We start from the raw sequence: 25798 nt of genomic DNA, 5'->3' as shown, positions 1-25798 counted from the left end.
CAGTATTGAAATGCTAAAGAACCTAAGCCTTCTGTAGCTCTAGGGATTACGTCTTCCCGTAGGAGCTGCCGAAGGCTGCGATCTTTTGCTTTTTAAACGAAGAGTTTAAAAGACACCTGCAGACACGGTATCAAGGCTACAAATCCTTGCGCCAATACCTACAGCCAAGCCAGAATCCGCCGGCTTGTGCGCCTTGGGGACGGGTTCTATTGTGGTGCGGTCGCTGACGAATCAGTGATCGGATTTGACCGTCCGCCCAACATCAAGGCGCATCAGCGCTCTGCACGTGTTCAGGCTTTGTCTGAAATCATGTCGCGGCGGCTGTGCGTGGGACACCTTCGGGTGTGCCGGAGTCCTTGATGTCCGGTCGGTCAACCCGCGTACGGCTGCCACCCTGTTTGTTTGACCGCGAACGGTGGCAGCTCCATTCATCAAGGAGCTTCACCATGATCAAACCCACACCCAACCCGCCCGAAACCGACCCCACCTCCCCCTACGAATCCCTCGACTCAAAAAAACTCCACGAAGCCGCCGACCGCGCCCTCGACCACTACCTCTGCCCACCCGGCTCCACGCCACCGCCCTACAGCCCCCGCGCGATGTACGCCGTCACCGCCGACACCAAAAACGAAGACCTGCTGGCCAACGCCTGCGAAACCCTCGCCTCGGCCAAAACCATCGCTCAGGAATTTGCCGGGCTGGTGAAACCGTCGCAACGGCGGACGCTGATGGGCATTGCGCAGCTGATCATGCTCGGGGAGTTGGCCGTGAATAGGGTGCTGGATAATCTGGAGTTGCCGCAGTAGCGGGCCTCTGTGACAGGCTTTGAGTGAGGCGCTGTCGCCGCCGACGCCTTCGCGGGCAAGCCCGCTCCCACAGGGGATTCGTGTCGCTCACGCAGCAGCGGTTCCACCGCCGAATTTGTGGGAGCGAGCTTGCTCGCGAAGGCGGTGGGTCAGTCACTGAAACGTCGACTGGTGGATTGCATTCGCGAGCAGGCTCACTCCTACAGGGGATCGGGTCAAGGCTGGAACCATTCGTGGCGTTCGTTGAAGGTTTGCTGGATGAGGTCGGTGAGGGCCTGGATTTCGGGGGAATTTTGCGAGTCGGTGTTGACGGCGAGCCAAGCATGGAGCTGCATCGCCTCGGCGAATAATCCGGGCAGTGCGATGAGGCCTCGGTCGAAGCGGCTCATGTATGCCGGCAGCAAGCCAATGCAGGCGCCACAGCGGATCATCTCTAACATCAATTCATAAGATTGCATCTGCACCACACCGGCCAACCGTTGTTCGAGCAATTCATTCCACGGCCGAAAACTCTCAACGCGCCGATCATGCTGCCACTGCACCAGCATGAAATCCGCCAGATCATCCGGCGCTTCCGGTCGCGCAGTCACCCGTGAATAGCGCTTGGCAATGTGCGGCTGATACTCGATCCGCGCGAGGCTTTGCGGTTCGCTGGTGGCGAAGGCTGGGCCAGGGTGTGGCGTTTCGCCTGGGGCGAGCCAGAGAACGATGTCGGCGCTGACCGCGCGCAGCGACAGCTCGCTGTCGAGGGCGATGATTTCCAGGCGCAGGCTGGCGTTGCGCCGCAGCAATGCGATGAGGTCGCGGCCGATGATGTCGTGGAGGATGGACTCGGCGATGGCGAGGCGAATCAGCGGTTGTTCGATGACCGGGAGTTTGCGTTCGTGGGCCAGAGTGATGAGTCGGGCCTGCAACTGTTGGCCTTCGCGGGTCAGGCTGAGGGCGCTGCCCTGAAAACTGAACAGGCTGTGTTGCAGTTGCTGTTCGAGTTGCGCGAGTTGTTTGCGCAGCAGAGTCGAGCGCACGTTGAGGCTGCGCGCGGCTTGCATGAAGCAGCCGCAGCGGGCGCTGACCAGGAAGTATTGGGCGACTTCGTTGTCGATGGTCGCCGCTTGGTTGAGCCAGGATTCGGGGCTGGATTGAGGCGAGTGGTAATCAGCGGCGCCCGGGCGTCCTGCGGGTTCGGTGAATGACATTGATGACTCCCTGTCGATCTATGTTGTTGTCGTGACGCAATTCTTTGTAGGAGCTGCGGCACGCTGCGATCTTTTGATCTTCAGAAGCAAGGTCAAAAGATCGCAGCCTCGTTGCACTCGACAGCTCCTACAGGATCGATGTGTGTCAGTTGCCTATTATCTTATTCAGTTCAGCACCATCGATGCTCAGGGTCGCGGTGTTGAGCATGCCGTCCAGATACGCCTGGGCGATCTGGTCCTGGCGTTGTGCACGCAGGGCCTGGGTCAATTGATCGCGCAGTTCATCTAGGGTCGCGGTGCGGGCCGGTTGTTGTTCGGTGAGTTTGATCACGTGGAAGCCGGCGGCGCTTTGCACAGGATCGGACACGGCGCCAACCTTGAGTCGGGCCACGGCGCCGCGTACTTCCGGCACCAGTTGCTGCAACGGTTGCAGCCCGCTATCACCGCCCCGCTCTGCCGTAACCCGATCCTGCGAATATTGCGTAGCCAATGCCGCAAATTCGCCCGGTGCAGACTGAGCTTTTTTGCTCAATTCCGTAGCCTGTTTGCGCACGGCGTCCAGAGCCTGCGGATCATTCACGCCAAGGAATATCTGGCTGACCCGGTACAGCGCCGGCGTCTGCCAATTGGCCTTTCCGGCGTCATACGCTTGCTGCAGCTCAGTCGCATTCGGATACTCCGCCGGCACCTGACTCACCGAACGCAAATAATCACGAAATACAATCTGCTCAGTGGCTGCACGGGTCTGCCGGGCAACCTCGGGGCGCTGCGCCCAACCCTGTGCATCAGCCTGTTCCAGCACGGCTTTCTCGGCCAGACGCGTTCGAATCCAGCGCTCCAGCGCCTCACGATTGCCACGCAACTGTTCACGGGTTTGCGCAGGGACGGCGGCCAGGAGCGCCTGCAATTCTTCAGGCGAAACCTGCTGATTGCCCAACCGCGCCACGGCTGGCCCGGCTGCAACCGCCGCCACCGGCGACGGCTGCTGGGCGGCGACTGGGTCACTCCCCGGCCGCAGCACCAGCGCTACGGCCACCACCAACAACGCCAGCGCTCCGGCGCCGATCATCATGGCAGGCTTTTTCACAGCGCGACTTCCTCTGCTTCGGCGACAGTGGCTTTTGCGGTTTGCGCACCCGCGGTCTGGCTGAAATCACGGAGGTAAACGATGAACTCCTGCAACAGCCGATCCCACAATTCGAGGTTGCCGCGCAGGTGCTCATTGCTCACACCCGCCGCCACGACCACGTCCATTTCCATGACCAGAAACTCGCCTTGCAACGACAGCCGCGCAAACCGCCGCGTCGCATTCCATTGCTCCGCTATGCCCTCGGGCAGATCACCCTGCACGCGCAGCGCACAGCTGAACGTGAAGTCGACGAAGCTGCCCTGCTCCAGCGCCGGGTTGCCGAAACGCACGGCATAACCGATGCCTTGGCTGGCGCTGAGCAACTGGACGATGCCGTTCTGTTCGCTCGGGTTGACGCGGTAACCGGCGGCTTGCAAAACCTCGGTCAGCGATTGCGGGGAAACGTGGGTGATCAATTGAGTCATGACTTTCTTCCTTGTTATCAGTGAGCGATCGCGGCTTGCGGTGCGTCGAATTGAGTCTTGTAGAGCTCGTCGCCGAAACCCTGCGCCAGTTCATCGAACTTGACCCGGGCACTGCCGGCGAAGGGCTGGCGAATCTTCATCACCTCGGCGACATCGATGTTTTCGTAGGCCGTGAGAATCTGTTTGGCGACGCCGTACATTTGCTGATTCTTGGCTGAACATTGCTGCACTTGTGTGTCACGTTCCGCCAGTTGCGCTTGCAGCTTCGCGCGTTCGGCTTCTTTGCCGCGGGCAAGAACCAGTAAATCGTCATAGGCCTTTTTGAACTTGCCGGTCTGCTCAGCGCTGGCCGCGACTTGCGCTTGGGCCTGGCTGTGCAGGCTTTGTTGCTGCCCGGCCAATTGCTCGGCGAGGCCTTTGGCTTTAGCCAGTTCGGCAGTCAATTGCTTGATTTGCGCCTGCGCAGCCTTGGCTTCGTTCTGCGCCGCCAGTTGCGCGGCACTGGCCTGGGCCTGCTGACTTTGCAGGGCCTGCAATTGCTGGGTGGTACTGCGCAATTGCGTGCGCAAGCGCTCTTCCATACCTTCTGCGCTCGCCCCGGTGGCGATCAGCAACCCGAGGCCCAGCGCCAGAAAACGCGTGTTCATAAAGCTCTCCCGGCGCCTTAGAAGCGCGTGTTGATCTCAAGCTGCAAGACGTCGATGTCGAACGGCGCGCCGTACACCGCTTCGGTGCTCATCCAGCGGCCGGTGGCGGAAACGTTCTTCGCCAGGCCGTAGTTGCCGCCCATGAAATAGCCCTTGGCGTTGGTGCCGCCGAGATGGAATGACGAGTCGTTGAAGCCGTCCGGCAAGGCATCCGGCTGGATGTACTTGTAACCGGCGAACAGGTTCCAGTCGCCCTTGCGCTTGAGGTCCAGCGCGTTGCCGAGGGTGAACTGCACCATCCACGCATTGGCGCCGCTTTCTATTTCGCCGTTGCTGTCGAGGTTGTTGACGATCTGCCCAGCGGAGCGCTTGCGCATGTCGCCTTCGTCGTAGCTGAGGTTGTGGATGTAATTACCCTGGCTGCGCAGTTTGAAGTCCTGCGGCAGATCGGCATCCCAGACCATATTGAGGTCGAGCAGATTGAATTCGGAGGCGAGACCGACGAATTGCGGCTGCGGCGTGGCGCTTGGGTTGAGCGGGTTCGGCGTGATGTCACGCAGCAGGAACACGCTGTTGCCCTTCTGCATGAACGCCGCGCGAGTACCGTCGCTGTCGCAGCCCGGCGCGCCGGCCCACGGTTCGCAAGGGCTGGAGCGCTGGCCCTGAATGTCGTCGAAGCGGTAATAGGCCAGCGCACCTTTGAGGCGGTTGTTGCTGTTGATCGCCCATTTCGCGCCGAATTGCGCGCCGTACAGCCACTTGTTGTCGCTCTCTTCCTTGTCGAAGCCGTTGCTGCTGGTCGTGTCGTTGGTGTAATCCACCGGGAACGCGCCGACGGTGCCGAACACGCCCCAATCACGATTGAGCTTGTGATCGAAAATCGCCGCCACACCGTCGAAATTCAGATCGTTGGAATAGAGCATGTCGGTGGACATGAACGGATTGGCGAAGCGCCCGCCAGTCAGCGTCAGTTCATCCATCGGCTTCCAGGTCAGGTAACCCTGATCGAGCCAGATGTCTTTCTTGGCGAAACCGCCGCCGAGGTTCTGCGTGGTCGATACCGGGTTGTTGTCCGAACCGGTGCCGATGCGAATGCCGGCGGTCCACTCCTCCGAGATCACCGCTTTCATGCCCAGACGTGCGCGCAGGCGAAAGAGGTTTTCGCGGTCTTCGCGGGTGTTGAGCAACGGCGGCAGGCTGGTGCTGCTATTCGGGTTTACGTCGTACGGGCCGTTGTTGTTGAGCTTGGCGAAGTCGACGATTTCGTTGCTGTTGTTGCCCGAGTAGTAACGCGACTCGTCGCGCAGACGAATGTCGCCGTCGAAGCTGATGCGCGAGGCCCAGTCCGGGAAGGTATTCGGCGATGCCCAGTTTTCCTGTTTGGCGGTGGCCATGACCTCGGCTTTGACCTGATCGCGGATCTGGTCACGCACCGCTGCCGGCACGTACTGCACGCGCACATCTCCCGGCGCGGCGACCGGTCCAGCCGCTACGGCAGTGGACGCGGCAGCCTGTTTCGCCTGCGCGGCTTCGTTCTGCGCCTGGGCGATCAGCGCGTCGGCCTTGTCCTGTTTCAGAATGCCCTGCTCGACCAGCAAGCGGATCAGATTGATCGTGGCGTTCTCCGACGGTGCGGGCGCTGCCACGGCCTGACCGACCAGGGTCGCAATGACCATGCCGACCGCCAGGGACAATCGATTCACATTGGAAATCATCTGCACACAACTCCTTTTGCCGAAGCTTGAAAATGGGTTAGCCCGGACGCCGCCCTTGCAGGGACAAGCGCACAGGTAAAGTGATAGAGGCCGGAGGCCGTTCGCTGAGGGCCGGTGCACCGCGTAAAGCGGCCAGCACCTGGGTATCGATTTGCGGGTTGCCGCTGGACTTGATCAGCTCGACACGGGTGATCTCGCCGACGCTGCTCAGCCAGACATCAGCCTGCAGCGAGAACGCGAGGTTGCGCAGGTCGGGGTTCTCGCGCAGCAAACGCTGAAAAGTGAACGCAAGAAACTGGCTGTAAGTGCCCGTGCCCAAGCGCCCGCCACCCGCGCCGGCCATGCCGCCGCCCTTGCCCGCGCCGATATTGAAAGCGTCGCTACCGGCCTGCGCGTCGCCGTCCATTTGCATCGGGTTGGCCAGATCGTCCGCCGGCGATGGCGGCGCCTCTTCCTCGGGCTTGACCTCTTCCGGCTCGGGGGTTGGCTCGGGCTCGACGACTTTTTCTTCCACCGGGGTTTCCGGCTCCGGCGGTTTCTCCGGCGGCGGTGGTGGCGGTGGCGGCAACGGAATGATCGTCGGCACCTTCGGCGCTTCGCGGCGCACGCCGGCCATGTCGTTGGCCCACTGCCAGAGGAACCACGCGGCGAGCGCGGCGACCAGCAATCCGGCGCCCCACTTCACATAGCGCAACGGCGACTTTTTCACGGGCGGCGGTTCGATCGGGAGTTGTGCGGTCATGACTCAGCCCTGACTCGGTTTGCCGGTAACGAGACCGACCTGGGACAGTTCGAGCCGGCGCAGCAGGTCGAGCACTTCGATGACTTTCTGGTACTGCACCGTCGCATCGCCACGCACAATCACCGGAAAATCCGGGCTCTGCGCTTTCTCGATGCGCAGGCGTTCTTCCAGCTCCGCCAACGTCACGGGATAGGCATCGAGAAACACCTGGCCGCCGTCGTTGACCGAGATCGCCTTGGTCTTGGCCTCCGACAGCGACACCGAAGCGCTGGCCTTGGGCAGGTTGATCTGAATGCCGGAGACCTGCGCGGTGGCGGTGAGGATGAACATCACCAGCACCACCATCAGCACGTCGACCAGCGGAGTGATGTTGATGCTGTCCACCGCAGCATCGTCATCATCGTCGTGGGAGGCATTTACGGACGCCATGACAGTGCTCCTCAGGCCGGTACGGAGTGGTTGACGTGATGGCCGCGCTGGTGCGACGCCTCACTGAACTGGCTCTCGCCGTGCATCTCCGCCAGACGGGTGATGAACTCGTCGACGAACACGCGCATGTCGGCGCTGACTTCCTTGTTGCGGGTGATCAGGCGGTTGTAGCCAAACAGCGCCGGGATCGCGACGAACAGACCCATGGCGGTGGCGAGCAACGCGGCGGCCATGCCCGGCGCGATGGCATTGATGTTGACGTCGCCGGCCATCGCCGTGCCGAGGAACACCACCATGATCCCCAATACCGTGCCGAGCAGGCCGATGTACGGGCCGCCGGCGATGGCGTTGGACAGGGTCGAGAGTTTCGAACTCAACTGCTGGTTTTCGCGGGTGCGCACGCCGTCCATCGAGCAGCGGATGGCTTCGATGGTCGCGGCAGAAACCGAAGAGGTATCCGCGCCCTGCTCGCGGCGAGTGCGGATCTCTTTGACCGCCACCAGATACAGGCGCCACAACGACGAGTGCTGCAGGCGCTGGGCCAGTTGCGCGTCGTCGGCGAACATTTCCAGACGCGTGCCGACCTTGGCGAATTGCACGCGGAAGTCTTCGTTGGCAGCAGTGACGCGGCTGAGGCTGCGGTTCTTGCGCAGCATGATGATCCACGACTGGAACATCATCAGCACCAGCACGGCAATGATCACCCAGGCGTCGATTGGCACGGCATTGAGCAGGAAGCCGAGACTGCCGAAACCGAACCCGGACTGTTCTTCATCGACGCCGTAAGCCACCAGTTTCGACTCGGCGCCTTGCGAGGTTGCGTCGGCCAGCAACAGCGCGGCCGGACGGGCGACTTTCGACAGGCGCAGTTCATCGATGGCGCCAGCGAACGGCTGGAACGCGCCTTCGTGCAGATCGGCGCCGATGGCCATGACCGAGTTGAACGCCGGCATCGCTTGAGCCAACACCGCGCTCTCGCGACCGTTGATGTACAGGGTGACTTTCGAACCTTCGGCGGTCAGTGCAACGTGTTGCCATTGCGCCGGTGTCAGCGCTTGGGTGGCAGCGGCGCGCTGGCCGTCGATCTCCACGAATGGCAGGCCTTGGTTGACGCCGACCAGCAGACTTTGCGTGCCCTCGCGACGGGCCAGAATCAGTTGCTCGCCACTGGCCTGATCCAGTCGCAGCCAGGCACTGAAGGTGAACGCGCTGCCAACGTTGTGTTGCAGCGACGGACTGGCCGGCAGCAACAAAGGCTGACCGCTGAACTGCAAGGCGCGCCCCACTACGCCGTCGATCGCTGTGCCGGTCGCGCTTTGCGCGGTGTTGCCGTACGCCGTGGTGTCTTTCGCCGGGGTGCCGGTGGCGCCGTCAAAGTGATACAGCGCGGTGTAACTCGGATCGAAGGTCAGTTGGCCGTTGCCGGTAGCCGGGGCTTTCTGATTGCCGTAGTACATCCAGATGTCCTGCCGCTGGCCACCCTCGACATTCGGCACATCGACCCAGATCAGCGCCATGCCCATCAGCGCGTCGAAACTTTCGATCTGGTGATTGAGCACAGTCTTGTCATCGGCGGCGACGAAGCGCAGATCCGAGCCGTCCTCTTTCACGCCGTCGAAGGTGAAGTTGCCGGTGTGCAGGCGCACCAGCAGCGCGGTGCGGCCAAGGGCCTGATTGATCGCCGCGCCTTGCGGGGTGGTGTCGACGGCGATCTGTTTACGGTAATGCCAGTCGTCCTGCCACCAGGCCTGGGCCGTGGCCGGGAGCACGAAGCCCAGGCAGATCAACAACGAAAGGAAAAGGCGTTGCATGGACGTGCTCCGTTAGAAAGTGGCTTGAAGGTTGAAGTGCAGGCGCGATTCCTGTTTCGAGGTGTTCGGCCCTTCGAGTAGCGGGTAGCCCCAGTCGAGGCTGCCGGACAGCCATTTACTGAGGCTGGCGCGGGTGCCGAGGCCGACGCTGGCCAGAGCGTAATTGGCGTCCTGATCCGGCAGTTCGTCGCGCAGGTACAACTGCGCGCCCTCGGCGAAGGCGTAGAAGCGCCAGTCCTGCATCCACGTGCCGGCGAATTTCGCCAGCGACGGCGTGCGCAATTCCTGGCTGAGCAGGTAGCCGTCATCGGCGGTGCGCTCGGCAGCGAGGTAGCCACGCACCGAGGTGGCGCCACCGGCGGAGAATTGTTCGTTGGAAACCAGTGGACCCGAGGCCAGTTGGAACGCCGCTTTGCTTGCGCTCTGCCAGTCGTTGTCGAAGGTCCAGGTGTAATTGGTGTCGCCCTTGAGCACGGCGAAACTCGGTTTGGCGCGGTAGCGTTTGTAGTCGAAATCATCGTCGTCGCTGCCGTAGCCGAATACGCTGCGGGTAGCGGCAACCAGACTCAGGCCGAGGCCGAGCTGGCTCTTTTCGCTGTAGCGATAGCCGTTGTAGGCGAAGGTGAATGGCGCGTATTTGAGCGGCACCTTGTCGCTTTCGCCGGACAGACTCAGACGCTCGTCGAAGTCCTTGAAGTCGATGCCGGCCGACAGCGAGTTCGACCAGTTGCCGCTCGAGGGCAGCGTATAAATCGCCGCGACACCGTAGGAATGCCCCTTGCCGAGGACGTTGCTGCCGCCGATGGTGGCGACGTTGCTGTCGGACTGGTAACCGGAGAACTGCACGCTCCAGCGCTCGTCCAGCGGCGCGGTGTAGGAGCCCGACCAGACCTTGGCGTTATCGGTTTCCTGGGGTGCGGTGAAGAACGTCAAGTTGACACTGTGGCCGAGCTGCCAGAGGTTGTTGTAGCCAAGGCTGGTGACCGTGCGCAGCTTTTCGGTATCGGCGCTGTAATCGTTATTGAGTCCGACGCTGGCCGTCCACGGGTTCTGGTCTTCGACCTGCAGATCGACGTCCATGGTGCCGGGCCGCTGACCTTCGCGCACCAGTGGCATGACCTGACGGCCCGGGGTCTTGTTGAGCTGCGCCAGTTCGCCCTGAACCTTGGCGAAGTCCGGCACCTCGCCTTCTTTCAGCGCCGGGACGTTGTCGCGAATGTCCAGCGGCGAATAGTGTTTGGCGCCGACCACGCGCACTCGGCCGACCTTGGTTTCGCTGACTTGCAGATAGACGATGCCATCGGCCACGGCCTGCTCGGGCAGCTCGACAAATACCGATTGATAGCCGCGTTCCTGATAGGCCTTCTGCAATGCATCGCGGGCGCCTTCGATGTCACTCAAGGCTTTTTGCGGGCCGAGAAACGGGTAGACCGCTTCTTCGATCGCCCGCGCATCGAGCACGGTGTTGCCGCGCACGAAGTATTCGTTAACGTCGACCAGACGCTGCGCGGCGGGCGTTTCTGTGCCCTCCTCGGCCAGCGCCGGCTGCGCGCCTGCCGTCACCAGCAGCCAGCCCCACAGCGCCAGCCGTGACGTGAAAATCCGTTCCACACTACCCCCTGAAATTCGCGATGACCTGTGGGCGTTAGCGCCCGGTGTGATGCGTCAATTGCTGATCGTTGTGGCGCACGCGTGCTTGCCCAGCCAGGTGTGCAACAGCGCGAAGTTCAGCGAGAACTCGGGCATTTGCAGCAAGGCACCGCAGAACACTTCGCCGATGATTTTCTGAATCAGCAGCACCGCGCGCGGCTCGTTGAGCAACGTGGCGATGTCGCGACTGAGGGCAGTGAAACTCCAGACTTTCTGGTTCAGGCCGAGACCGACGAACCAGCGGAACAGCAGGTTGTAGTTGAGCTGTTCATAGAGTTGCTGTTCGCTGGGCACCGAATACAGCAGTTGCAGGAGCAGGATGTGCATGACCGTTTGCGCGGGAATAAGCATGCCGGGCGCGGCGTTCAGGTCGCGCAGCAGATCCTGGTGAGCGTCGAGCAGATCGTCGATCTGCGGGCGCAACAACACCAGCGAATGGCCCGGCGGAATGTAGCTGGACACTTCTTTCAGAGCACCCTGCCAGTCCTCCTGCGAGACGATCCAGACCCACGGCGCGCCGTAGCGATACACCGAAACCGGCTTCTTGCGCGCGGCTTCGACGATCTTCGACAGGCGTTGATCGAGCTCCTGCATGCCCACTTTCGAATAGCGTTCCATAGTCCCCATTGCCTCACTCCCGGCGTCCCGCCTCGGCTTGCAAAGTGCGCCCCGAAAGGCCCCTCAAGCGCGTTACACAGGCATGACCGGACTGGCAAAGGGCTACCGAACTTTTGTCATAAAAGCTTCATTACCGAAGGCCATATCGGTTGCGCCGCCCCCCTGTAGGAGTGAGCCTGCTCGCGATGGCGTCAGGTCAGCCTCCCTCCTACAGGGAATTTGTGGTTGTCCGGCTCTCCTGGTTGTGTACATGAACCTGTGGGAGCGAGCTTGCTCGCGAAAGCGGTGCGTCAGAAATCAAGATATCGAATGTGCCGCCGTCTTCGCGAGCAAGCTCGCTCCCACAGGGGAAAATCGGCGTTCAAGCACGCGTCTTTGCGCTGCTGCTACCCTTCTGGTCCGAGCCTGCGCGTGACATTCGCGTGACATTCACGGGGTTAAATCAACGGGCATTCAGGCGTATAACCTGTAGAGACTTTTTGATCTGCATGCAGACATCAACACAGGGTAGTGACATGACCACAGCAAACATCCTTGGCAACCTGTTTCCTTCTGTCAGCGACATCCCTGAAAAATACCGCCTGGACGGTCAGGTGGAGCAGCGTGAATATCTGGTCGACGGCCAATTACGCCGCTGGGACGGCCCGCTCGCGCAGGTGCGCAGCCCGGTTTATCTGAAAGGCGAAAACGGTGAAGAACAGGTCATCCTCGGCAGCACGCCGCTGCTCGATGCCGAAACCGCCCTCACCGCTCTCGACGCCGCTGTCCGCGCCTACGACCGTGGCCAGGGCCTGTGGCCGACCATGCGCGTGGCCGAGCGTATTCAGCATGTCGAAGCGTTTCTCGGCCGCATGCGTGAGCAGCGCGAAGCCGTGGTCAAGCTACTGATGTGGGAGATCGGCAAAAACCTCAAGGACTCGGAAAAAGAGTTCGATCGCACCTGCGACTACATCGTCGACACCATCAACGCCCTGAAAGAACTCGACCGCCGCTCCAGCCGCTTCGAGCTGGAGCAGGACACCCTCGGCCAGATCCGCCGCGTACCGCTCGGCGTCGCCTTGTGCATGGGGCCTTACAACTATCCGCTGAACGAAACCTTCACCACGCTGATCCCGGCGCTGATCATGGGCAACACCGTGGTGTTCAAACCGGCCAAGCTCGGCGTGCTGCTGATTCGGCCGTTGCTCGAAGCCTTCCGCGACAGCTTCCCGAGCGGTGTGATCAACGTGATCTACGGCAGCGGCCGCGAGACCGTCAGCGCACTGATGGCCAGCGGCAAGATCGACATTTTCGCGTTCATCGGCACCAACAAGGCCGCCAGCGACCTGAAGAAGCTGCACCCGAAACAACACCGTTTGCGCGCGGCTCTCGGTCTGGATGCGAAGAACCCGGGCATCGTTTTGCCCGAAGTCGATCTCGACAATGCCGTCAGCGAAGCGGTCACCGGCTCGCTGTCGTTCAACGGCCAGCGCTGCACCGCACTGAAAATCCTCTTCGTGCATGAAGACGTGGTCGACAGTTTTATCGAGAAATTCAATGCCAGGCTGGCCACGCTGAAACCGGGCATGCCATGGGACAGCGGTGTTTCGCTGACGCCCCTGCCGGAGTCGGGCAAAGTCGATTATCTGCACGGTCTGGTCGCGGATGCGCAGAGCAAAGGCGCGCAAGTGGTCAACCCGAATGGCGGCGAATCCCATGCCTCGTTCTTCTACCCCGCAGTGCTCTATCCGGTGAACCCGCAGATGCGCGTCTATCAGGAAGAACAGTTCGGCCCGGTGGTGCCAATCGTGCCGTACCGTCATCTCGATACCGTGATCGACTACGTGCTGGAATCCGACTTCGGCCAACAGCTGAGCATCTTCGGCACCAACCCGGTGGCGGTCGGTCGTCTGGTCGACACCTTCGCCAACCAGGTCGGGCGGATCAACCTCAACGCCCAGTGCCAGCGCGGCCCGGACACCTATCCGTTCAACGGCCGCAAGAACTCCGCCGAAGGCACGCTGTCGGTACACGATGCGTTGCGGGTGTTTTCGATCCGTACCCTGGTGGCGACAAAATTCCAGGAAAGCAACAAGGGCCTGATCAGCGAGATCATTCGCGGGCGTGATTCGAGCTTCCTGACCACCGACTACATCTTCTGACGAGGGCCTTGCACTGAGTAGATTCAGCACCCACCGATGGCCACCGCTGTTGCGCCGGATTCTGCGCCCGCTGCTGGACCCGTATCGGCGCTACCGCCACGCTCGATTGATTCACTCCGTGCGGGTGGCGCTGGGGTTGTTGGCGACCATTGTGCTGACCACCGGCATCAACCTGCCCCATGGCGAATGGGCGTCGGTGACGATGCTGGTGGTGATCGGCGGACTGCAGCACCACGGCAATATCGGCAAAAAAGCCGCCGAGCGCGCCATCGGCACCTTGATCGGCGCGGGTGTCGGGCTGGCGTTGGTGGCGCAGCACGCCTGGTTGGGCATGCCGTGGCTGACTTACTTTTCCATGGCCGTGGTCTGTGGTTTTTTCTCTTATCACGCGATCGGCAAGGGCGGTTACACCGCCCTGCTCTCGGCCATCACCGTATTCATCGTCGCCGGACATGGCGATAACCCCATCACCGATGGCTTGTGGCGCGGCGTCGACATTCTGATCGGCATCGCCCTCGCCCTGGCGTTTTCCTTCGCCCTGCCGCTGTACGCGGTCTATTCGTGGCGCTACAACCTCGCCGATGCCTTGCGCGACTGCGCAACGGTGTACGGGCGCATCATCAACGGTGAAGCGATCAGCGCCGACGAACATGTGCGGCTGATGAGCAAGGTGGGTGCGGTGATGGTGCAACTGCGCTCGCTGATGCCGTCGGTGTCCAAGGAAGTGAAGATTTCCATGACCGAGCTCGACGCCATTCAGCGCAACCTGCGCATGTGCATCAGCACGCTGGAAATCCTCGGCAATATCCGTCCCAGCGTCAGCGACCCACAGGCTACGGCACATCTGCAAACGGCACTGAAGGCTGAACACCGGCAGATTCGCGTGCAACTGATCGGCATGGCCCGCGCGTTGAAAACCGGCGCATCGCAGCGGCTGGAGCGTCCGATGGAACTGCCGGCAGCGGACCTGGATGCGCCAGTCGCCAATACGCTGGATGGCTACCGGATGTTGACCCGGCAACTTGCCGCCAATATCAGCGAGATGCGTCAGCGCTTGGCGGCAACCGCGCCGCGCTGGAATATCTGAACGCTATTGCGCTGCCAGCCGCCGGGCTTTCAATCCCCAACCTTGCTGCATGCCGGCGGCGGCCAGCAGGATCGCGACTACACCCAGCCATTGCAGCAGTTCAAGGCGATGGCCAAAGGCGAACCAGTCAACAAAGATTGCCGCAATCGGATAGATGAAGGACAGCGCGCCGGTCAACGCTGTCGGCAATTTTTGAATCGCACCGTACAGCAAGACGTACATCACACCGGTATGCACAATACCCAGCGTCACCAGACTGGCCCAGGCATCGGCGCCTCGCGGCAACGCATCGAAGTGGGCAAATGGCGCGAGCAACAACACACCGGTGCAGACCTGAATCAGCGCGATCAGGTGCGGTGGCGTGCCGGTCAGACGTTTGATGATCAACGCGGCAATCGCATACAGAAACGCCGCGCCCAACGCCAAGGCAATTCCCAGCAGGTAATCGTTGCCGCTCTCGCCTTGGGTGCCGTGGGCGCTGACGATCGCCAGCATGCCCATAAACGAAATCGCTAGCCAGAACAGCTTCTGCAAGGTGATTTTTTCGCCGAGGAACAACGCCGCCAGACCGACCAGCATGAACGGCTGCACGTTATACACCGCCGTACCAATGGCAATCGAGGCGCGGGAATAGGACGCGAACAGCAACACCCAATTACCGACAATCGCCATGCCGCTCAGTATCGCCAGCAGAAACGTTGTGCGGGTCAGAATCCCTGGGCGCAGGAAGCCGAACGCGGCGCAGATCAACAGCAAGGTCCCGGCGCCGAACACGCAGCGCCAGAACACCACGTCCAGCACCGGTTGCCCGGACACCAGGACAAACCAGCCGATCGTCCCGGATATCAGCATGGCAGCGGTCATTTCCAGCGAGCCGCGACGAGTTGTGTTGTCCATATTTATCTCCTGAGACTGTGGCGAAAGCATGGCAAAAGTATGCCAATCGCAAGGCGGGCTGCTCCAGCGCATAAAGCAGGCTAAACTCGATGTTTGCCTTTTTTATCGCGGGCGTTTCGCTCCTTTCGCCTAATCGGGACTTTGCACATGACTGACGATATCGATCAGATTCTCATCGGCGCGCTGATGGAAGATTCGCGACGCTCGCTTAAAGCGCTGGCGCAGATCAGTGGCCTGTCTTCGCCGAGCGTGGCCGAGCGACTGCGGCGCCTGGAAGAACGTGGCGTGCTCAAGGGCTACACGGTAGAAATCGATCCGAAATGCTTCGGCTATCAGTTGCAGGCGATTGTTCGCGTACGGCCGCTGCCAGGGCAATTGCAGGAGGTTGAGCGGCAGATCATGTCGATTCCGGAGTTCACCGAGTGCGACAAGGTCACCGGGGAGGACTGCTTTATCGCCCGCTTGCACGTGCGCTCGATGGAGCAACTCGATACTTTGCTCGATCGGCTCAATACGCTGGCGGAAACCAACACGGCGATTGTCAAGAAAACCCCGGTCAAACGGCGCCTGCCGCCCATGGCCTAGGTGCCTTTTGCCCATGATCAGCGTAGATTGTGGGTTTTCGCAGCTATGGAATGGCAGTATGAAAATTCAGGCAATGACGCTGGCGGCCCTGCTGCTCAGCGGCTGTGGCACGATTCAAACGGTGGCGCGCAATGATCAGGCTGCCGTGGATGGGCTCAAGGAACAAAAGAGTTATTGCGGGGCGGTGCCGAGAATCTACAGCGGCCTCGCCTACGACTTCTGCACACTGAACGCACCGCTGGCCTCAGGCATCGATCCCGACGATCACCGCAACGCGGCAATTCCCGTGGTGCTGGTGGACGCTGTAGTGTCCGGCGCACTCGACACCTTGCTGCTGCCCTACACGATCTACCGTCAACAAGTAGATGGCAGCATCGTCATCAACTGAGCAGGCACTTTTCTCCAGACAATAAAAAACCCGCCGAAGCGGGTTTTTTATTGCAGCCTTGAAGATCAGTCGTCGCGGCTCATGATGCCGAACAGTTGCAGCAGGCTGACGAACAGGTTGTAGATCGATACATACAGGCTGATGGTCGCCATGATGTAGTTGCGCTCGCCGCCGTGGATGATCGCGCTGGTCTGGAACAGAATGCAGACCGACGAGAACAGTACGAAACCGGCGCTGATCGCCAGTTGCAGGCCGCTGATCTGGAAGAAGAAGCTGGCGACTACCGCACCCAGCAACACGAAGAAACCGGCGGTGATGAAACCGCTCAGGAAGCTCATGTCCTTGCGCGAGATCAGCACGTAGGCCGACAGGCCACCGAACACCAGTGCGGTCATGGCGAATGCCGAGCTGACCACTTCAGCGCCGCCCTGCATGCCCAGGTAACGGTTGAGGATCGGGCCGAGCAGGAACCCCATGAAACCGGTCAACGCAAACGCGGACACCAGGCCCCACGCGGAATCACGGAGTTTGTTGGTGAGGAAGAACAGCCCGTAGAAGCCGATCAGCACCACGAAAATGTTCGGGTAGCCGACACGCATCTGCTGGGCTACGAAGGCCATCACACCGCTGAATGCGAGGGTCAGAGCCAAGAGACCATAAGTGTTGCGCAGGACGCGGCTAACCTCTAGCTGCTCAGCCTGCACGCTGTTATTAACTGCGTAATCCTGTTCGCGCATGGCGACACTCCTGTTGGTTTGAAACGTTCAGTCGCAAAGATCATAACAGACGCTCTGTAACAAGCCATGCAGAGAGTTTGACAGTGTGTTTCATTCAGGTATTATGGCGCCCGCAACGCAAACGGAGGTGTGGCCGAGTGGTTTAAGGCAACGGTCTTGAAAACCGTCGACTGTAACAGGTCCATGAGTTCGAATCCCATCGCCTCCGCCATCTTAAGTACAACAAAGCCCTGATTATTCAGGGCTTTGTCGTTTCTGCGATACAGGTTTTGCGCAGCATCGTTTCCGCAGCTTTCGAGTCATTCGCAGCAGTGCCTCGTACCGGAGGCTCTGCTGTCCTGATAGCGGATGCTTTACCCGCTCAACCAAGCGGCTCGAAGAACGCGCCCGCACGGTGTTGCACCGGCTCTTTGGGCCTGCGCATTTGCTGCCAGGCGAGCTGCGCCTGGACCTTGGCCACCGAATCCAGCACTTTCTGCGCCCAGCGATCATCCTCGGGATGCACCACGACCACCCGGAAGCCATGATCCTTGCCTTCAATCTGCACGCCCTCCGAATCATCGACATGCAAGTCGATATCGAACGCTGGCGGATACTTGGAAGGCGCATTCGACATCCCGTGCGCCGTCAGGGCACGGTTGTGCAGCACGCTGTTGACCACGCCGTCGACGCGGATACCGTACAGCGCTAACCAACGTCGGATATAGGACGGCGTGCGCCCGGACGACGTGTAGACCCAGACACTGCAGTCCTGGCGGCGCAGCTCTCGGATCAGCGATCGCGTGCCCATGCGCAACGGCTCACCCAACCAGCGATGGATACAGTCCGGTAGTCGACTGTTCTCGACTGCGCAGTGGTGGAGCTGGCAAGCGAGCGTGTCATCGATATCGAACGAAATTCGTATGCGCTGACGCCTGAACAGCTGCGGCAGAGCGCAGCGGATGACCTGCCCTGCCCGGCTGACGAGGATTTTGCATCTGGCAAACGCCGGGGCCCAGCTCATCAATGGCCACCTTGAGAAAGCGGTAAAGGCTTGTCTTTGAGAAAGAACTTCATTGGATCGGGCGCCTGTTCTTCTAGAAATGCTGCATATTTTTTCTTGATCTTGGGCAATTCGTACAACGCCTTGACGCCATGCTTGGCGGAGTTGCGGATGACCGAGGACGGGTTGAAGTAGCCCTCGGCGTTTTCCAGCGTCAGCACGAACGGCGGCAGTCCTGCGCGCATGAGCAGGTAGCTGACAATGAGCGAGCCACTGCGGTTATTGCCTTCGATAAACAGCTGCGGCTTGCTGAGAATCCGTACGTAGACCCCCGCTGCACGCTTCCAGACCGATTCACTGCGGTACGCGCAATACCAGTTGTACAAGTCCTTGATGCCGCCCTCAACATTGTTGAAGAAGTGCGCCTCGGTGGCTGCCAGATGCTGGGCGTATTCGACCCGGCGCGCCGGATCCCGGCCACACAGCACCGTGGCATTGATCTCCAGCATCAGGTTTAGTTGCTGCAGATCGAACAGGTCGATGCCGCGGGCAACATATTCGTCAACCAACGCATAACCTTCAAGCACATTGTTCAGGACTTCGTCAGTGAACGGGTCTCGGGGCTCGGTGAAGTGCCGGCTGAGCTTGGCGAAACGGCTCTGCACGTCACGCAGTGCGCGTTCAATCGCAGGCAAATCAAGACGGTGCTTGGCAGGCATTGGTGCTCCTTGGAAACGCTTGGTAAATGTCCGCCGGTGCCCGCCAAATCCATTTGGCTTGTGCAGGTAGGCGGCTGTGACCGGTGTTGAGGCTTAGCTGAACTTGCCGCTGATGTAATCGCCGGTCATCTGCTCCCGCGGATTGTCGAAGATCTGCGCGGTCGGGCCCATCTCGACCAGATAGCCAGTGCGCGTGCCCTGGGAAATATCCACCGAGAAAAACGCCGTGGTGTCAGCGACACGGATGGCCTGCTGCATGTTGTGAGTGACCAGTGCGATGGTGTAGTCCTTCTTCAACTCGACCATCAATTCTTCGACCCGTCGGGTGGCGATCGGGTCGAGTGCCGAACAGGGCTCATCCAGCAGCAGGACTTCCGGCTCGGTGGCGATTGCCCGGGCGATACACAGGCGTTGCTGTTGGCCACCGGAGAGCGACAGGCCGCTGACCTTGAGCTTGTCCTTGACTTCATCCCACAGCGCGGCGCCTTGCAGCGCATGCTTGACGCGGTCGCCGATATCGCCCTTGTAGCGATTGAGGCGCAGACCAAACGCAACGTTGTCGAAGATGCTCATCGAAAACGGGTTTGGCTGTTGAAACACCATGCCGATGTAGCGGCGCACGACCACCGGATCGACACCCTTGCCGTACACGTCCTGCCCGAGAAAATGCACATGGCCCTCGAAGCGAAAGCCCTTTACCAGGTCGTTCATCCGGTTGAGGCTGCGCAGCACGGTGCTCTTGCCGCAGCCTGAAGGACCGATGAATCCGGTGATCTTGTTTTTCTCGATCGGCACGTGACTGTCACGTACCGCCATGAAGTTGCCGTAGAAAATCTTGTCCAGTTTGCAGTCCATGACTACAGGCGCCTGGGTGACAAACGGAGCGGCTATTTGCGCAGTGGATACGTTCAAAATCAGTTGCTCCCGTTCTTAATACTTGGGCTTGCCGAAAATACGGCTGATGATGTTCACGAACAGCACGATCATCACCAGCACCAACGAGGCCGCCCATGCGAGCTCGAGCTGGTTATCGAAAGGCATGCCGGAGAAGTTGTAGATCAGCACCGCCAGCGAGGCAGTCGGGTTCATGACATCGAGATTGCCCTGGTGGTAGATCCAGTAGTTGCTGAACAGCGCGGTAAACAACAGCGGTGCCGTCTCGCCTGCGGCACGCGCCACGGCGAGCATCACGCCAGTCAGGATCGCCGGCATGCCGGTCGGCAAGATGATTTTCCAGATGACCTGCGATCGGGTGCAGCCCATGCCATAAGCGGCATCTTTCATGATCTTGGGCACCATCCGCATCGATTCTTCCGCGGTCAGCACAACGATCGGCAGCATCAAAACCGCCAGTGCCACGCCACCCGCCGGTGCCGAATACGTGCCGGTCGTCATCACCACCAGGGCATAGGCAAACACCCCCGCCAGGATCGACGGCAGGCCCGTGAGCATTTTGGCGGCGAAACGTGCGGCGTTCCCCAGTTTGCTGTCCGGGCCCAGCTCAGCCAGGAAGATCGCCGCCATGATCCCGACCGGCACCGCGATCGCTGCCGCGATACCGACCATCACAAAGGTACCTGCCATCGCGTTGCCAAAACCGCCGCCCATCTCGAAGCCGGTCGGTGGCAGTTCGGTAAAGACTTCCAGGTTCAGGCGCGCGCCACCGCGGGTGATCAGCATGTAGAGCACGGAAATCAGCGGCACGCTGGCCAGCAGAGCACCTGCCCAGACCAGGGTGGTCAGGATCAGGCTGCGCAGCGCGCGGCCTTCGAACTTGCGTTGCAAGCTGGGCATCGCGCCCGTTGGCGCCGTCAGGTCTGTTGCTGCGGTCAGATCAGTCATCACTTGTGACCCCGTTGGGCGTACATCATGATCATCGAACCGAAAATGTTCACGATCAGCGTAATCAGCATCAGCACCAGCGCGGCGTACATCAACACCTCGATCTCGTTCGGTCCGGCTTCGGGGAAGTTCAGCGCCAGCAGAGCGGCAAGGGTGTTGGCCGGTGCAAACAGTGAGAGGGAAATGTTGTTGGCATTGCCGACCAGCATGGCCAGCGCCATCGTTTCACCCAGCGCGCGCCCCAGGCCGAGCACCAGAGAGCCGAATATGCCGGTGGCGGCCGAAGGCACCATCACTTTGAGAATCGCTTCCCAATGGGTAGTGCCCATGCCGTACGCGGCCTGCTTGGTTTTCATCGGCACAGCCGTCAGCGCGTCCTGCGAAACGGCGGCAATCGTCGGCAGAATCATGATGGCGAGCACCAGTGCTGCGGGCAGCAGGCCCGGACCGCTCAGGGACGTGCCGAAAAAGGGTATCCAGCCCAGTTCGCTGTTCAACCAGGTGGTCAGCGGCCGAATTGCCGGAATCACCACATAGATCCCCCACAGGCCATAGACCACGCTGGGAATGGCCGCGAGCAGTTCGACGATGGTACGAAACAGCGCAGCGAGCTTGGTCGGCAGGAAATCCTGAGTCAGGAAAATCGCCATGCTCACGCCAAAGAAACCGGCGATCAGCAAAGCGATGAAAGCGCTGTAAAGCGTGCCCCAGATGGCCGGCAGGATGCCGTATTTGCCTTGGTTGACGTCCCACACGCTGCCCAGCAGCACATCGAAGCCGTGCTTCTCCATACCGGGAAGTGCCTTGCGTCCGACTTCGAACACCAGCGCAAATACCAGCGCAAGAATCAGCACCACGCCGATTCGCGCCAGGGCGCGAAAGGTGCGATCCACCAGGAAATCCTTCGTCGAGGGTGGCTGGCAGGCAGAGTCGGGATTAACCGGTACGACAAAAGGTTTGTTCATGGGCTAAGTCCGGAACAAGGGGAAAACTCTCCCGGCGTGGCGCGGACGCGCACGCCGAGAGAGACCTCACGGCGTTACTGAATGTTGGCGGACGCTTTGCGAACCTGTTCGACGACCGATTGCGGCAACGGGATGTACCCCATCGAATCGGCGATCTTCTGCCCCTCGGTCAGGCTGTATTCGACCATTTCACGCATAGCCTTGGCCTTGGCCGGGTTGCCATTGTCCTTGCGGAAAATCATCCAGGTGTAAGACGTGATCGGATAGGACTTTGCACCGTCCGGATCAGGCAGCCAGGCCACCAGGTTTTCCGGCATTTTCACCGCCGCCAGGGCCTCGGCACCGCTTTCGGCGTTTGGCACTACGTAATTGCCAGCCTTGTTCTGCAACTGGGCAAAGTCGACCTTGGCGAGCTTGGCGAAGCCGTATTCGATGTAACCGATCGCGCCAGGGGTCTGGCGCACGGTAGCCGTTACGCCATCGTTTTTCGGCGATTTGATGAACTTGTCACTGGCCGGCCAGTTGACGGTGTTGCCCTCACCCAGCGCCTGCTTGAACTCGGCGTTGACGGTTGCCAGGTGCTTGGTGAATACCGCGGTCGTGCCACTGGAATCTGCACGCACGACAACCGTGATCGGCGTATCGGACAGTTTCAGGTCCGGGTTGGCAGCGACGATCTGCGGATCGTTCCAGCGCGTGATCTTGCCCAGGAAAATGTTGGAATACACCTCGCGTGGCAGCTTCAGCCCCTTGGGATTGCCCGGCAGGTTGTAGGCCAGCACGATTTCCCCGGCAGTCATCGGCAGCAACTGCACGCCTTCTGCGACCTTGGCGATATCTTCGTCTTTCATCGCCGAGTCACTGGCGGCGAAATCTACGGTTTTGTTCAAGAAGTCCTGTACGCCCGCGCCGCTGCCCTTGGATTGGTAATCCACAGTGACGCCATCGGATTTCTTGCTGAAATCCTTGAACCAGGTCAGGTAGATCGGTGCCGGGAAACTTGCTCCTGACCCCGTCAGGCGAACATTTTCTGCTGCAAAGGAGGCCGAGGTGGCACAAAGAGATACCGCAATGGCGAGCGCAGCAGACTTCATCGAACGTTTCATTAAATGACACCTAGTGATTACGGGCTCCCGAACTCTGCAGCAGTTTTGTGACGTTTTCATGAAAGCGACGTGGCAAACGGTACCCTCCTGCCCCCGCCGAAGCGGCGCACAGGGGATGTAATGGGTTCGTAACAAATTGTGCCTAACACTTTGCCATCCTCACCGCGCGAGCCCTGCCATGTTCCCTACAGACGACACGCTGATACAGCGCATCCACCGTGAGTTGCTTGATCACAGTGACGAAGAGCTGGAACTTGAATTATCCGAAGACGGCCATGACCTCAACGCATTGTTCGATGAACATGTGCAGCAGGGTTCCGAGAAGGATGCGCGAAGGACTTACTTCAGCGAACTGTTCCGCCTGCAAGGCGAACTGGTAAAGCTGCAGAGCTGGGTGGTCAAGACGGGCCACAAAGTCGTGATCCTGTTCGAAGGACGGGACGCCGCTGGTAAAGGCGGTGTCATCAAACGCATCACCCAACGCCTGAACCCAAGGGTCTGCAGGGTCGCCGCCCTGCCCGCTCCCAACGACCGCGAACGCACTCAGTGGTATTTCCAGCGCTACGTCTCGCACCTGCCGGCGGCGGGTGAAATCGTGTTGTTCGACCGTAGCTGGTACAACCGCGCGGGTGTGGAACAAGTCATGGGGTTTTGCAATGAATACCAGTACGAGGAATTCTTCCGTACCGTACCGGAATTCGAACGCATGCTCGCCCGCTCCGGCATCCAGTTGATCAAATACTGGTTTTCCATTTCCGACCAGGAACAGCATCTGCGCTTTCTCAGTCGCATCCATGATCCGCTCAAACAATGGAAACTCAGCCCCATGGATCTGGAGTCCCGCAGGCGTTGGGAGGCCTATACCAAGGCCAAGGAAATCATGCTTGAACGCACGCACATCGCCGAAGCACCGTGGTGGGTGGTACAAGCTGACGATAAAAAGAAAGCCCGGCTCAACTGCATCCATCATCTGCTCGGGCAGATGCCGTACGAAGAGGTGGAACTGCCGGCAATCGAACTGCCGCAACGCGTCAGGCAGGAGGACTATTCGCGCGTTCCCACACCACCGGAAATCATTGTGCCTCAGGTCTATTAGGCTCGGCCCGATCGAGCACGCGGAACGACAAAGCCCCGGTTATTCGGGGCTTTGTCGTTTCCGGGATGTGAAAATCGAATCTTCCCGTGCGGCGGGTGTCCCTACTCCCTGATCGCGAGCAATCGCTCGTCAGGCTCACGTTGCAAAAACGCTACTTTCCCTCAACCTTAATGGCCCTCAACTGGAAATGGCGTTAGCATTTAAACCATTCGGCTGAACAAGCCTGTTTATTCAGATCAGGGTCGCATTGTGGAAAAGCTAAAACGCCTTCAAAGCGGGATCGAAGGGCTCGACGCGCTGCTTCAGGGAGGCCTGGTTGCGGGTGCTTCGTACATCATTCAAGGGCGCCCGGGTTCCGGCAAGACCATCCTCGCCAATCAGCTAGGGTTTCATCATGCCCGTAACGGCGGTCGTGTTCTGGTCGCCACGTTGCTGGCCGAATCCCACGACCGGCTGTTTCAGTTTCTGTCGACCATGAGCTTCTTCGACGCCTCGCGTGTTGGCGCCGAAATACAGTTTGTCAGCGCATTCGACACGCTGGAAAACGAAGGCCTCGATGAGGTGGTGAAGCTGCTTCGCCGCGAAATTACCCGCCAGAAGGCGACCGTCATGGTCGTTGACGGCCTGCTCAATGCACGGTCCAAAGCCGATTCGCCGATCGACACGAAAAAATTCATCTCCGAACTGCAAGGCCATGCGGCGTTTGCCGGTTGCACCGTGCTGTTTCTCACCAGCTCGCGCCTGGATGACGGCAGCCCCGAGCACACCATGGTCGACGGCGTCATCGAAATGGGCGAAGAGCTGTTCGGTACCCGCTCGGTGCGCCGCATTCATTTGCGCAAGACCCGCGGCAGCGGCGCGTTGACCGGTGTTCACGAATGTGAAATCACCGATAACGGCCTGGTGATCTATCCGCGCCTCGAAACGCTGTACAAACGCCCGTCCGCCCCGGACAGTGCGGACATGACGCGCATCCCAAGCGGCATTGCCTCGCTGGACGACATCCTCGGCGGCGGCCTGCACAGCTCAAGCGTTACGCTGGTCATGGGTCCTTCCGGGATCGGCAAGACCACCCTGGGTCTGAAGTTCATCGCGCAGTCGACGCCCGAAGCGCCGGGCCTGCATTTCGGTTTCTATGAAAGCCCGCAGCGGCTGCGGCTCAAAGGCCGTTCGCTGGGCATCGATATTGAACAAATGGAACACAGCGGTGCGCTGAGCATTGCCTGGCAGCCCACCACTGAAGGCTTGCTGGACGGCCTCGGCGCACGCCTGTTGAGACTGGTCGATGAAAAAGGCATCAAGCGCCTGTTCATCGATAGCCTCAGCGGCATGACGCGGGTTTCAACCACACCGGAACGCATCACCGATTTTTTCAGTGCACTGATGAACGAGCTGCGATCCAGAGGCGTCACGGTGTTCGCCTCCTGGGAAATGCGCGATTTGTTCGGTTCCGAAATCAGCGCACCGACCTCTGACCTGTCCAGTATTGTCGACAACCTGATGCTCATGCGGTTCTTTGAAAATCACGCTGAACTTCACAGGACGCTTTCCATTCTCAAGATACGTGATAGCTCCTACAACCCGTCGCGGTTCGAGGTGGTTATCCGTGATCAAGATGTGTTCCTGGAAAAGGCTTTGAAAAATGAACCTTCAGTCGCAGCTGAGTCATTGCCTGGTTCAATTTCGTAAGTCTTCAAGCGGGTTGAAATAACATGACCACCATTCTGGTAGTCGACGACGAATATCTGATTGCTGACATTCTTGGCTTTGCGCTCGAGGATGAGGGCTTCATGACCGTGACCGCGAGCAACGGCAAGAAGGCTCTCGAGGTGCTGGAAAGAGAACGTCCAGCCCTGGTCATCACGGACTTCATGATGCCGGTCATGGACGGCCTCGAATTCGCCGAAGCCGTGCGTGCCCAGCCCGCCGTGAAGCACTTGCCGATCATTCTGATGAGTGGCGCACAGGCGCACATCGGCATGCAGCGCTCGGATCTGTTCGATGTGGTGCTGCCCAAGCCGTTCGATATTGCGGTGATTGTGGCTGAGGTGAAGAAGCTGTTGGCGACGGAGTAGTCCGTCGTTA

The 25798-nt window shown here is 60.1% G+C and carries 26 protein-coding genes and 1 tRNA gene; 9 read left to right on the top strand and 18 right to left on the bottom strand.

Features of this window, described 5'->3' with window-relative positions; all coding sequences use genetic code 11:
* The first annotated feature begins 446 nt into the window (after nucleotides 1-446).
* On the top strand, nucleotides 447-806 hold the full coding sequence (locus J2Y90_RS18445) for a DUF6124 family protein (RefSeq protein ID WP_253500427.1): 360 nt from the start codon (nucleotides 447-449) through the stop codon (nucleotides 804-806).
* 215 nt (nucleotides 807-1021) lie between these two features.
* On the opposite strand, the gene J2Y90_RS18440 is transcribed toward J2Y90_RS18445, so the two are convergent.
* From J2Y90_RS18440 to J2Y90_RS26750, 10 genes are all read right to left on the bottom strand, one after another.
* Nucleotides 1022-2002 carry a LysR family transcriptional regulator gene (locus J2Y90_RS18440; RefSeq protein ID WP_253501498.1) on the bottom strand — a complete coding sequence of 327 codons (981 nt, stop codon included), beginning with the start codon at nucleotides 2000-2002 and terminating at the stop codon, nucleotides 1022-1024.
* 145 nt (nucleotides 2003-2147) lie between these two features.
* Complete coding sequence (locus J2Y90_RS18435) at nucleotides 2148-3089, bottom strand: peptidylprolyl isomerase (RefSeq protein WP_253501495.1); 942 nt, start codon at nucleotides 3087-3089, stop codon at nucleotides 2148-2150.
* Entirely contained in the window at nucleotides 3086-3556 is a 471-nt protein-coding gene (locus tag J2Y90_RS18430; RefSeq protein WP_253501492.1) for a YbjN domain-containing protein, read from the bottom strand. The genes J2Y90_RS18435 and J2Y90_RS18430 overlap by 4 nt, the downstream gene beginning before the upstream one ends.
* Before the next feature lie 17 nt (nucleotides 3557-3573).
* Nucleotides 3574-4203 (bottom strand): DNA repair protein, encoded by a 630-nt coding sequence (locus J2Y90_RS18425; protein ID WP_253501489.1) that lies wholly within the window; start codon nucleotides 4201-4203, stop codon nucleotides 3574-3576.
* Nucleotides 4204-4220: 17 nt separating this feature from the next.
* Entirely contained in the window at nucleotides 4221-5918 is a 1698-nt protein-coding gene (locus tag J2Y90_RS18420; protein WP_253501486.1) for a putative porin, read from the bottom strand.
* 37 nt (nucleotides 5919-5955) lie between these two features.
* Entirely contained in the window at nucleotides 5956-6660 is a 705-nt protein-coding gene (locus tag J2Y90_RS18415; RefSeq protein WP_110646559.1) for an energy transducer TonB family protein, read from the bottom strand.
* 3 nt (nucleotides 6661-6663) lie between these two features.
* The gene (locus J2Y90_RS18410; RefSeq protein ID WP_003201710.1) at nucleotides 6664-7089 is read right to left on the bottom strand and encodes an ExbD/TolR family protein; all 426 of its coding nucleotides are present in this window, start codon (nucleotides 7087-7089) and stop codon (nucleotides 6664-6666) included.
* Between the two features lie 11 nt (nucleotides 7090-7100).
* Nucleotides 7101-8900: a DUF2341 domain-containing protein gene (locus tag J2Y90_RS18405; protein ID WP_253501483.1), complete on the bottom strand. Its 1800-nt coding sequence runs from the start codon at nucleotides 8898-8900 to the stop codon at nucleotides 7101-7103.
* Between the two features lie 12 nt (nucleotides 8901-8912).
* A complete protein-coding gene (locus J2Y90_RS18400) occupies nucleotides 8913-10511 on the bottom strand; it encodes a ShlB/FhaC/HecB family hemolysin secretion/activation protein (protein WP_253501480.1) in 1599 nt (532 codons plus the stop codon).
* Nucleotides 10512-10565: 54 nt separating this feature from the next.
* A complete protein-coding gene (locus J2Y90_RS26750) occupies nucleotides 10566-11177 on the bottom strand; it encodes a transposase (RefSeq protein WP_080902524.1) in 612 nt (203 codons plus the stop codon).
* A gap of 506 nt (nucleotides 11178-11683) precedes the next feature.
* On the opposite strand from J2Y90_RS26750, the gene J2Y90_RS18390 reads away from it, so the two are divergent.
* Entirely contained in the window at nucleotides 11684-13309 is a 1626-nt protein-coding gene (locus J2Y90_RS18390; RefSeq protein WP_253501478.1) for an NADP-dependent glyceraldehyde-3-phosphate dehydrogenase, read from the top strand.
* Between the two features lie 46 nt (nucleotides 13310-13355).
* Nucleotides 13356-14396: an FUSC family protein gene (locus J2Y90_RS18385; RefSeq protein WP_253505233.1), complete on the top strand. Its 1041-nt coding sequence runs from the start codon at nucleotides 13356-13358 to the stop codon at nucleotides 14394-14396.
* A 3-nt stretch (nucleotides 14397-14399) separates the two neighbouring features.
* Here J2Y90_RS18385 and J2Y90_RS18380 read toward each other — a convergent pair whose 3' ends face one another.
* Complete coding sequence (locus J2Y90_RS18380; protein ID WP_253501475.1) at nucleotides 14400-15293, bottom strand: DMT family transporter; 894 nt, start codon at nucleotides 15291-15293, stop codon at nucleotides 14400-14402.
* Nucleotides 15294-15440: 147 nt separating this feature from the next.
* On the opposite strand from J2Y90_RS18380, the gene J2Y90_RS18375 reads away from it, so the two are divergent.
* The gene (locus J2Y90_RS18375; RefSeq protein ID WP_007955121.1) at nucleotides 15441-15878 is read left to right on the top strand and encodes an Lrp/AsnC family transcriptional regulator; all 438 of its coding nucleotides are present in this window, start codon (nucleotides 15441-15443) and stop codon (nucleotides 15876-15878) included.
* 58 nt (nucleotides 15879-15936) lie between these two features.
* Nucleotides 15937-16266: a YceK/YidQ family lipoprotein gene (locus J2Y90_RS18370; protein ID WP_253501472.1), complete on the top strand. Its 330-nt coding sequence runs from the start codon at nucleotides 15937-15939 to the stop codon at nucleotides 16264-16266.
* A gap of 65 nt (nucleotides 16267-16331) precedes the next feature.
* On the opposite strand, the gene J2Y90_RS18365 is transcribed toward J2Y90_RS18370, so the two are convergent.
* Entirely contained in the window at nucleotides 16332-17003 is a 672-nt protein-coding gene (locus tag J2Y90_RS18365; protein WP_042609827.1) for a Bax inhibitor-1/YccA family protein, read from the bottom strand.
* Nucleotides 17004-17126: 123 nt separating this feature from the next.
* Here J2Y90_RS18365 and J2Y90_RS18360 point away from each other — a divergent pair.
* A tRNA-Ser gene (locus tag J2Y90_RS18360) sits at nucleotides 17127-17214 on the top strand.
* A gap of 150 nt (nucleotides 17215-17364) precedes the next feature.
* Here the strand turns inward: J2Y90_RS18360 and J2Y90_RS18355 are convergent.
* From J2Y90_RS18355 to pstS, 6 genes are all read right to left on the bottom strand, one after another.
* A complete protein-coding gene (locus J2Y90_RS18355; RefSeq protein ID WP_253501469.1) occupies nucleotides 17365-18006 on the bottom strand; it encodes a hypothetical protein in 642 nt (213 codons plus the stop codon).
* On the bottom strand, nucleotides 18006-18704 hold the full coding sequence (locus J2Y90_RS18350; RefSeq protein ID WP_253501466.1) for a hypothetical protein: 699 nt from the start codon (nucleotides 18702-18704) through the stop codon (nucleotides 18006-18008). Before J2Y90_RS18350 ends, J2Y90_RS18355 begins: the two co-directional genes overlap by 1 nt.
* A gap of 93 nt (nucleotides 18705-18797) precedes the next feature.
* Nucleotides 18798-19559: a phosphate ABC transporter ATP-binding protein PstB gene (pstB, locus tag J2Y90_RS18345; protein WP_016774591.1), complete on the bottom strand. Its 762-nt coding sequence runs from the start codon at nucleotides 19557-19559 to the stop codon at nucleotides 18798-18800.
* Between the two features lie 75 nt (nucleotides 19560-19634).
* A complete protein-coding gene (gene pstA / locus J2Y90_RS18340) occupies nucleotides 19635-20546 on the bottom strand; it encodes a phosphate ABC transporter permease PstA (protein ID WP_065617250.1) in 912 nt (303 codons plus the stop codon).
* Nucleotides 20546-21511, bottom strand: a complete 966-nt coding sequence (gene pstC / locus J2Y90_RS18335; RefSeq protein ID WP_253501463.1) for a phosphate ABC transporter permease subunit PstC — start codon at nucleotides 21509-21511, stop codon at nucleotides 20546-20548. The genes pstA and pstC overlap by 1 nt, the downstream gene beginning before the upstream one ends.
* 74 nt (nucleotides 21512-21585) lie before the next feature.
* Nucleotides 21586-22617 (bottom strand): phosphate ABC transporter substrate-binding protein PstS, encoded by a 1032-nt coding sequence (pstS, locus tag J2Y90_RS18330; protein ID WP_064361713.1) that lies wholly within the window; start codon nucleotides 22615-22617, stop codon nucleotides 21586-21588.
* A 178-nt stretch (nucleotides 22618-22795) separates the two neighbouring features.
* Here pstS and ppk2 point away from each other — a divergent pair, with 178 nt between their 5' ends.
* The 3 genes from ppk2 (at nucleotide 22796) to J2Y90_RS18315 (ending at nucleotide 25788) form a co-directional block, all read left to right on the top strand.
* Entirely contained in the window at nucleotides 22796-23713 is a 918-nt protein-coding gene (gene ppk2 / locus J2Y90_RS18325; protein ID WP_253501461.1) for a polyphosphate kinase 2, read from the top strand.
* Nucleotides 23714-23962: 249 nt separating this feature from the next.
* Complete coding sequence (locus tag J2Y90_RS18320; RefSeq protein WP_253501458.1) at nucleotides 23963-25402, top strand: ATPase domain-containing protein; 1440 nt, start codon at nucleotides 23963-23965, stop codon at nucleotides 25400-25402.
* Nucleotides 25403-25425: 23 nt separating this feature from the next.
* Nucleotides 25426-25788 carry a response regulator gene (locus tag J2Y90_RS18315; protein WP_253501455.1) on the top strand — a complete coding sequence of 121 codons (363 nt, stop codon included), beginning with the start codon at nucleotides 25426-25428 and terminating at the stop codon, nucleotides 25786-25788.
* The last annotated feature ends 10 nt before the right edge of the window (nucleotides 25789-25798 follow it).

The sequence above is a fragment of the Pseudomonas koreensis genome, assembly GCF_024169245.1.
In the GTDB taxonomy this organism is placed as follows: Bacteria; Pseudomonadota; Gammaproteobacteria; order Pseudomonadales; family Pseudomonadaceae; genus Aquipseudomonas; species Aquipseudomonas koreensis_F.
Note: the sequence above shows the minus strand (reverse complement) of the source record. Positions and strands in the feature narration are given on the sequence as shown.

What these genes read in the sequence shown, in the direction of transcription:
- J2Y90_RS18420 (WP_253501486.1), bottom strand. Translation starts at nt 5,918, where the DNA reads ATGATTTCCAATGTGAATCGATTGTCCCTGGCGGTCGGCATGGTCATT.
- ppk2 (WP_253501461.1), top strand. Translation starts at nt 22,796, where the DNA reads ATGTTCCCTACAGACGACACGCTGATACAGCGCATCCACCGTGAGTTG.
- J2Y90_RS18315 (WP_253501455.1), top strand. Translation starts at nt 25,426, where the DNA reads ATGACCACCATTCTGGTAGTCGACGACGAATATCTGATTGCTGACATT.
- J2Y90_RS18430 (WP_253501492.1), bottom strand. Translation starts at nt 3,556, where the DNA reads ATGACTCAATTGATCACCCACGTTTCCCCGCAATCGCTGACCGAGGTT.
- J2Y90_RS18370 (WP_253501472.1), top strand. Translation starts at nt 15,937, where the DNA reads ATGAAAATTCAGGCAATGACGCTGGCGGCCCTGCTGCTCAGCGGCTGT.
- J2Y90_RS18425 (WP_253501489.1), bottom strand. Translation starts at nt 4,203, where the DNA reads ATGAACACGCGTTTTCTGGCGCTGGGCCTCGGGTTGCTGATCGCCACC.
- pstA (WP_065617250.1), bottom strand. Translation starts at nt 20,546, where the DNA reads ATGACTGATCTGACCGCAGCAACAGACCTGACGGCGCCAACGGGCGCG.
- J2Y90_RS18380 (WP_253501475.1), bottom strand. Translation starts at nt 15,293, where the DNA reads ATGGACAACACAACTCGTCGCGGCTCGCTGGAAATGACCGCTGCCATG.
- J2Y90_RS18390 (WP_253501478.1), top strand. Translation starts at nt 11,684, where the DNA reads ATGACCACAGCAAACATCCTTGGCAACCTGTTTCCTTCTGTCAGCGAC.
- J2Y90_RS18350 (WP_253501466.1), bottom strand. Translation starts at nt 18,704, where the DNA reads ATGCCTGCCAAGCACCGTCTTGATTTGCCTGCGATTGAACGCGCACTG.
- J2Y90_RS26750 (WP_080902524.1), bottom strand. Translation starts at nt 11,177, where the DNA reads ATGGGGACTATGGAACGCTATTCGAAAGTGGGCATGCAGGAGCTCGAT.
- J2Y90_RS18405 (WP_253501483.1), bottom strand. Translation starts at nt 8,900, where the DNA reads ATGCAACGCCTTTTCCTTTCGTTGTTGATCTGCCTGGGCTTCGTGCTC.
- J2Y90_RS18440 (WP_253501498.1), bottom strand. Translation starts at nt 2,002, where the DNA reads ATGTCATTCACCGAACCCGCAGGACGCCCGGGCGCCGCTGATTACCAC.
- pstB (WP_016774591.1), bottom strand. Translation starts at nt 19,559, where the DNA reads ATGGACTGCAAACTGGACAAGATTTTCTACGGCAACTTCATGGCGGTA.
- J2Y90_RS18415 (WP_110646559.1), bottom strand. Translation starts at nt 6,660, where the DNA reads ATGACCGCACAACTCCCGATCGAACCGCCGCCCGTGAAAAAGTCGCCG.
- J2Y90_RS18365 (WP_042609827.1), bottom strand. Translation starts at nt 17,003, where the DNA reads ATGCGCGAACAGGATTACGCAGTTAATAACAGCGTGCAGGCTGAGCAG.
- J2Y90_RS18355 (WP_253501469.1), bottom strand. Translation starts at nt 18,006, where the DNA reads ATGAGCTGGGCCCCGGCGTTTGCCAGATGCAAAATCCTCGTCAGCCGG.
- J2Y90_RS18375 (WP_007955121.1), top strand. Translation starts at nt 15,441, where the DNA reads ATGACTGACGATATCGATCAGATTCTCATCGGCGCGCTGATGGAAGAT.
- J2Y90_RS18445 (WP_253500427.1), top strand. Translation starts at nt 447, where the DNA reads ATGATCAAACCCACACCCAACCCGCCCGAAACCGACCCCACCTCCCCC.
- pstC (WP_253501463.1), bottom strand. Translation starts at nt 21,511, where the DNA reads ATGAACAAACCTTTTGTCGTACCGGTTAATCCCGACTCTGCCTGCCAG.
- J2Y90_RS18410 (WP_003201710.1), bottom strand. Translation starts at nt 7,089, where the DNA reads ATGGCGTCCGTAAATGCCTCCCACGACGATGATGACGATGCTGCGGTG.
- pstS (WP_064361713.1), bottom strand. Translation starts at nt 22,617, where the DNA reads ATGAAACGTTCGATGAAGTCTGCTGCGCTCGCCATTGCGGTATCTCTT.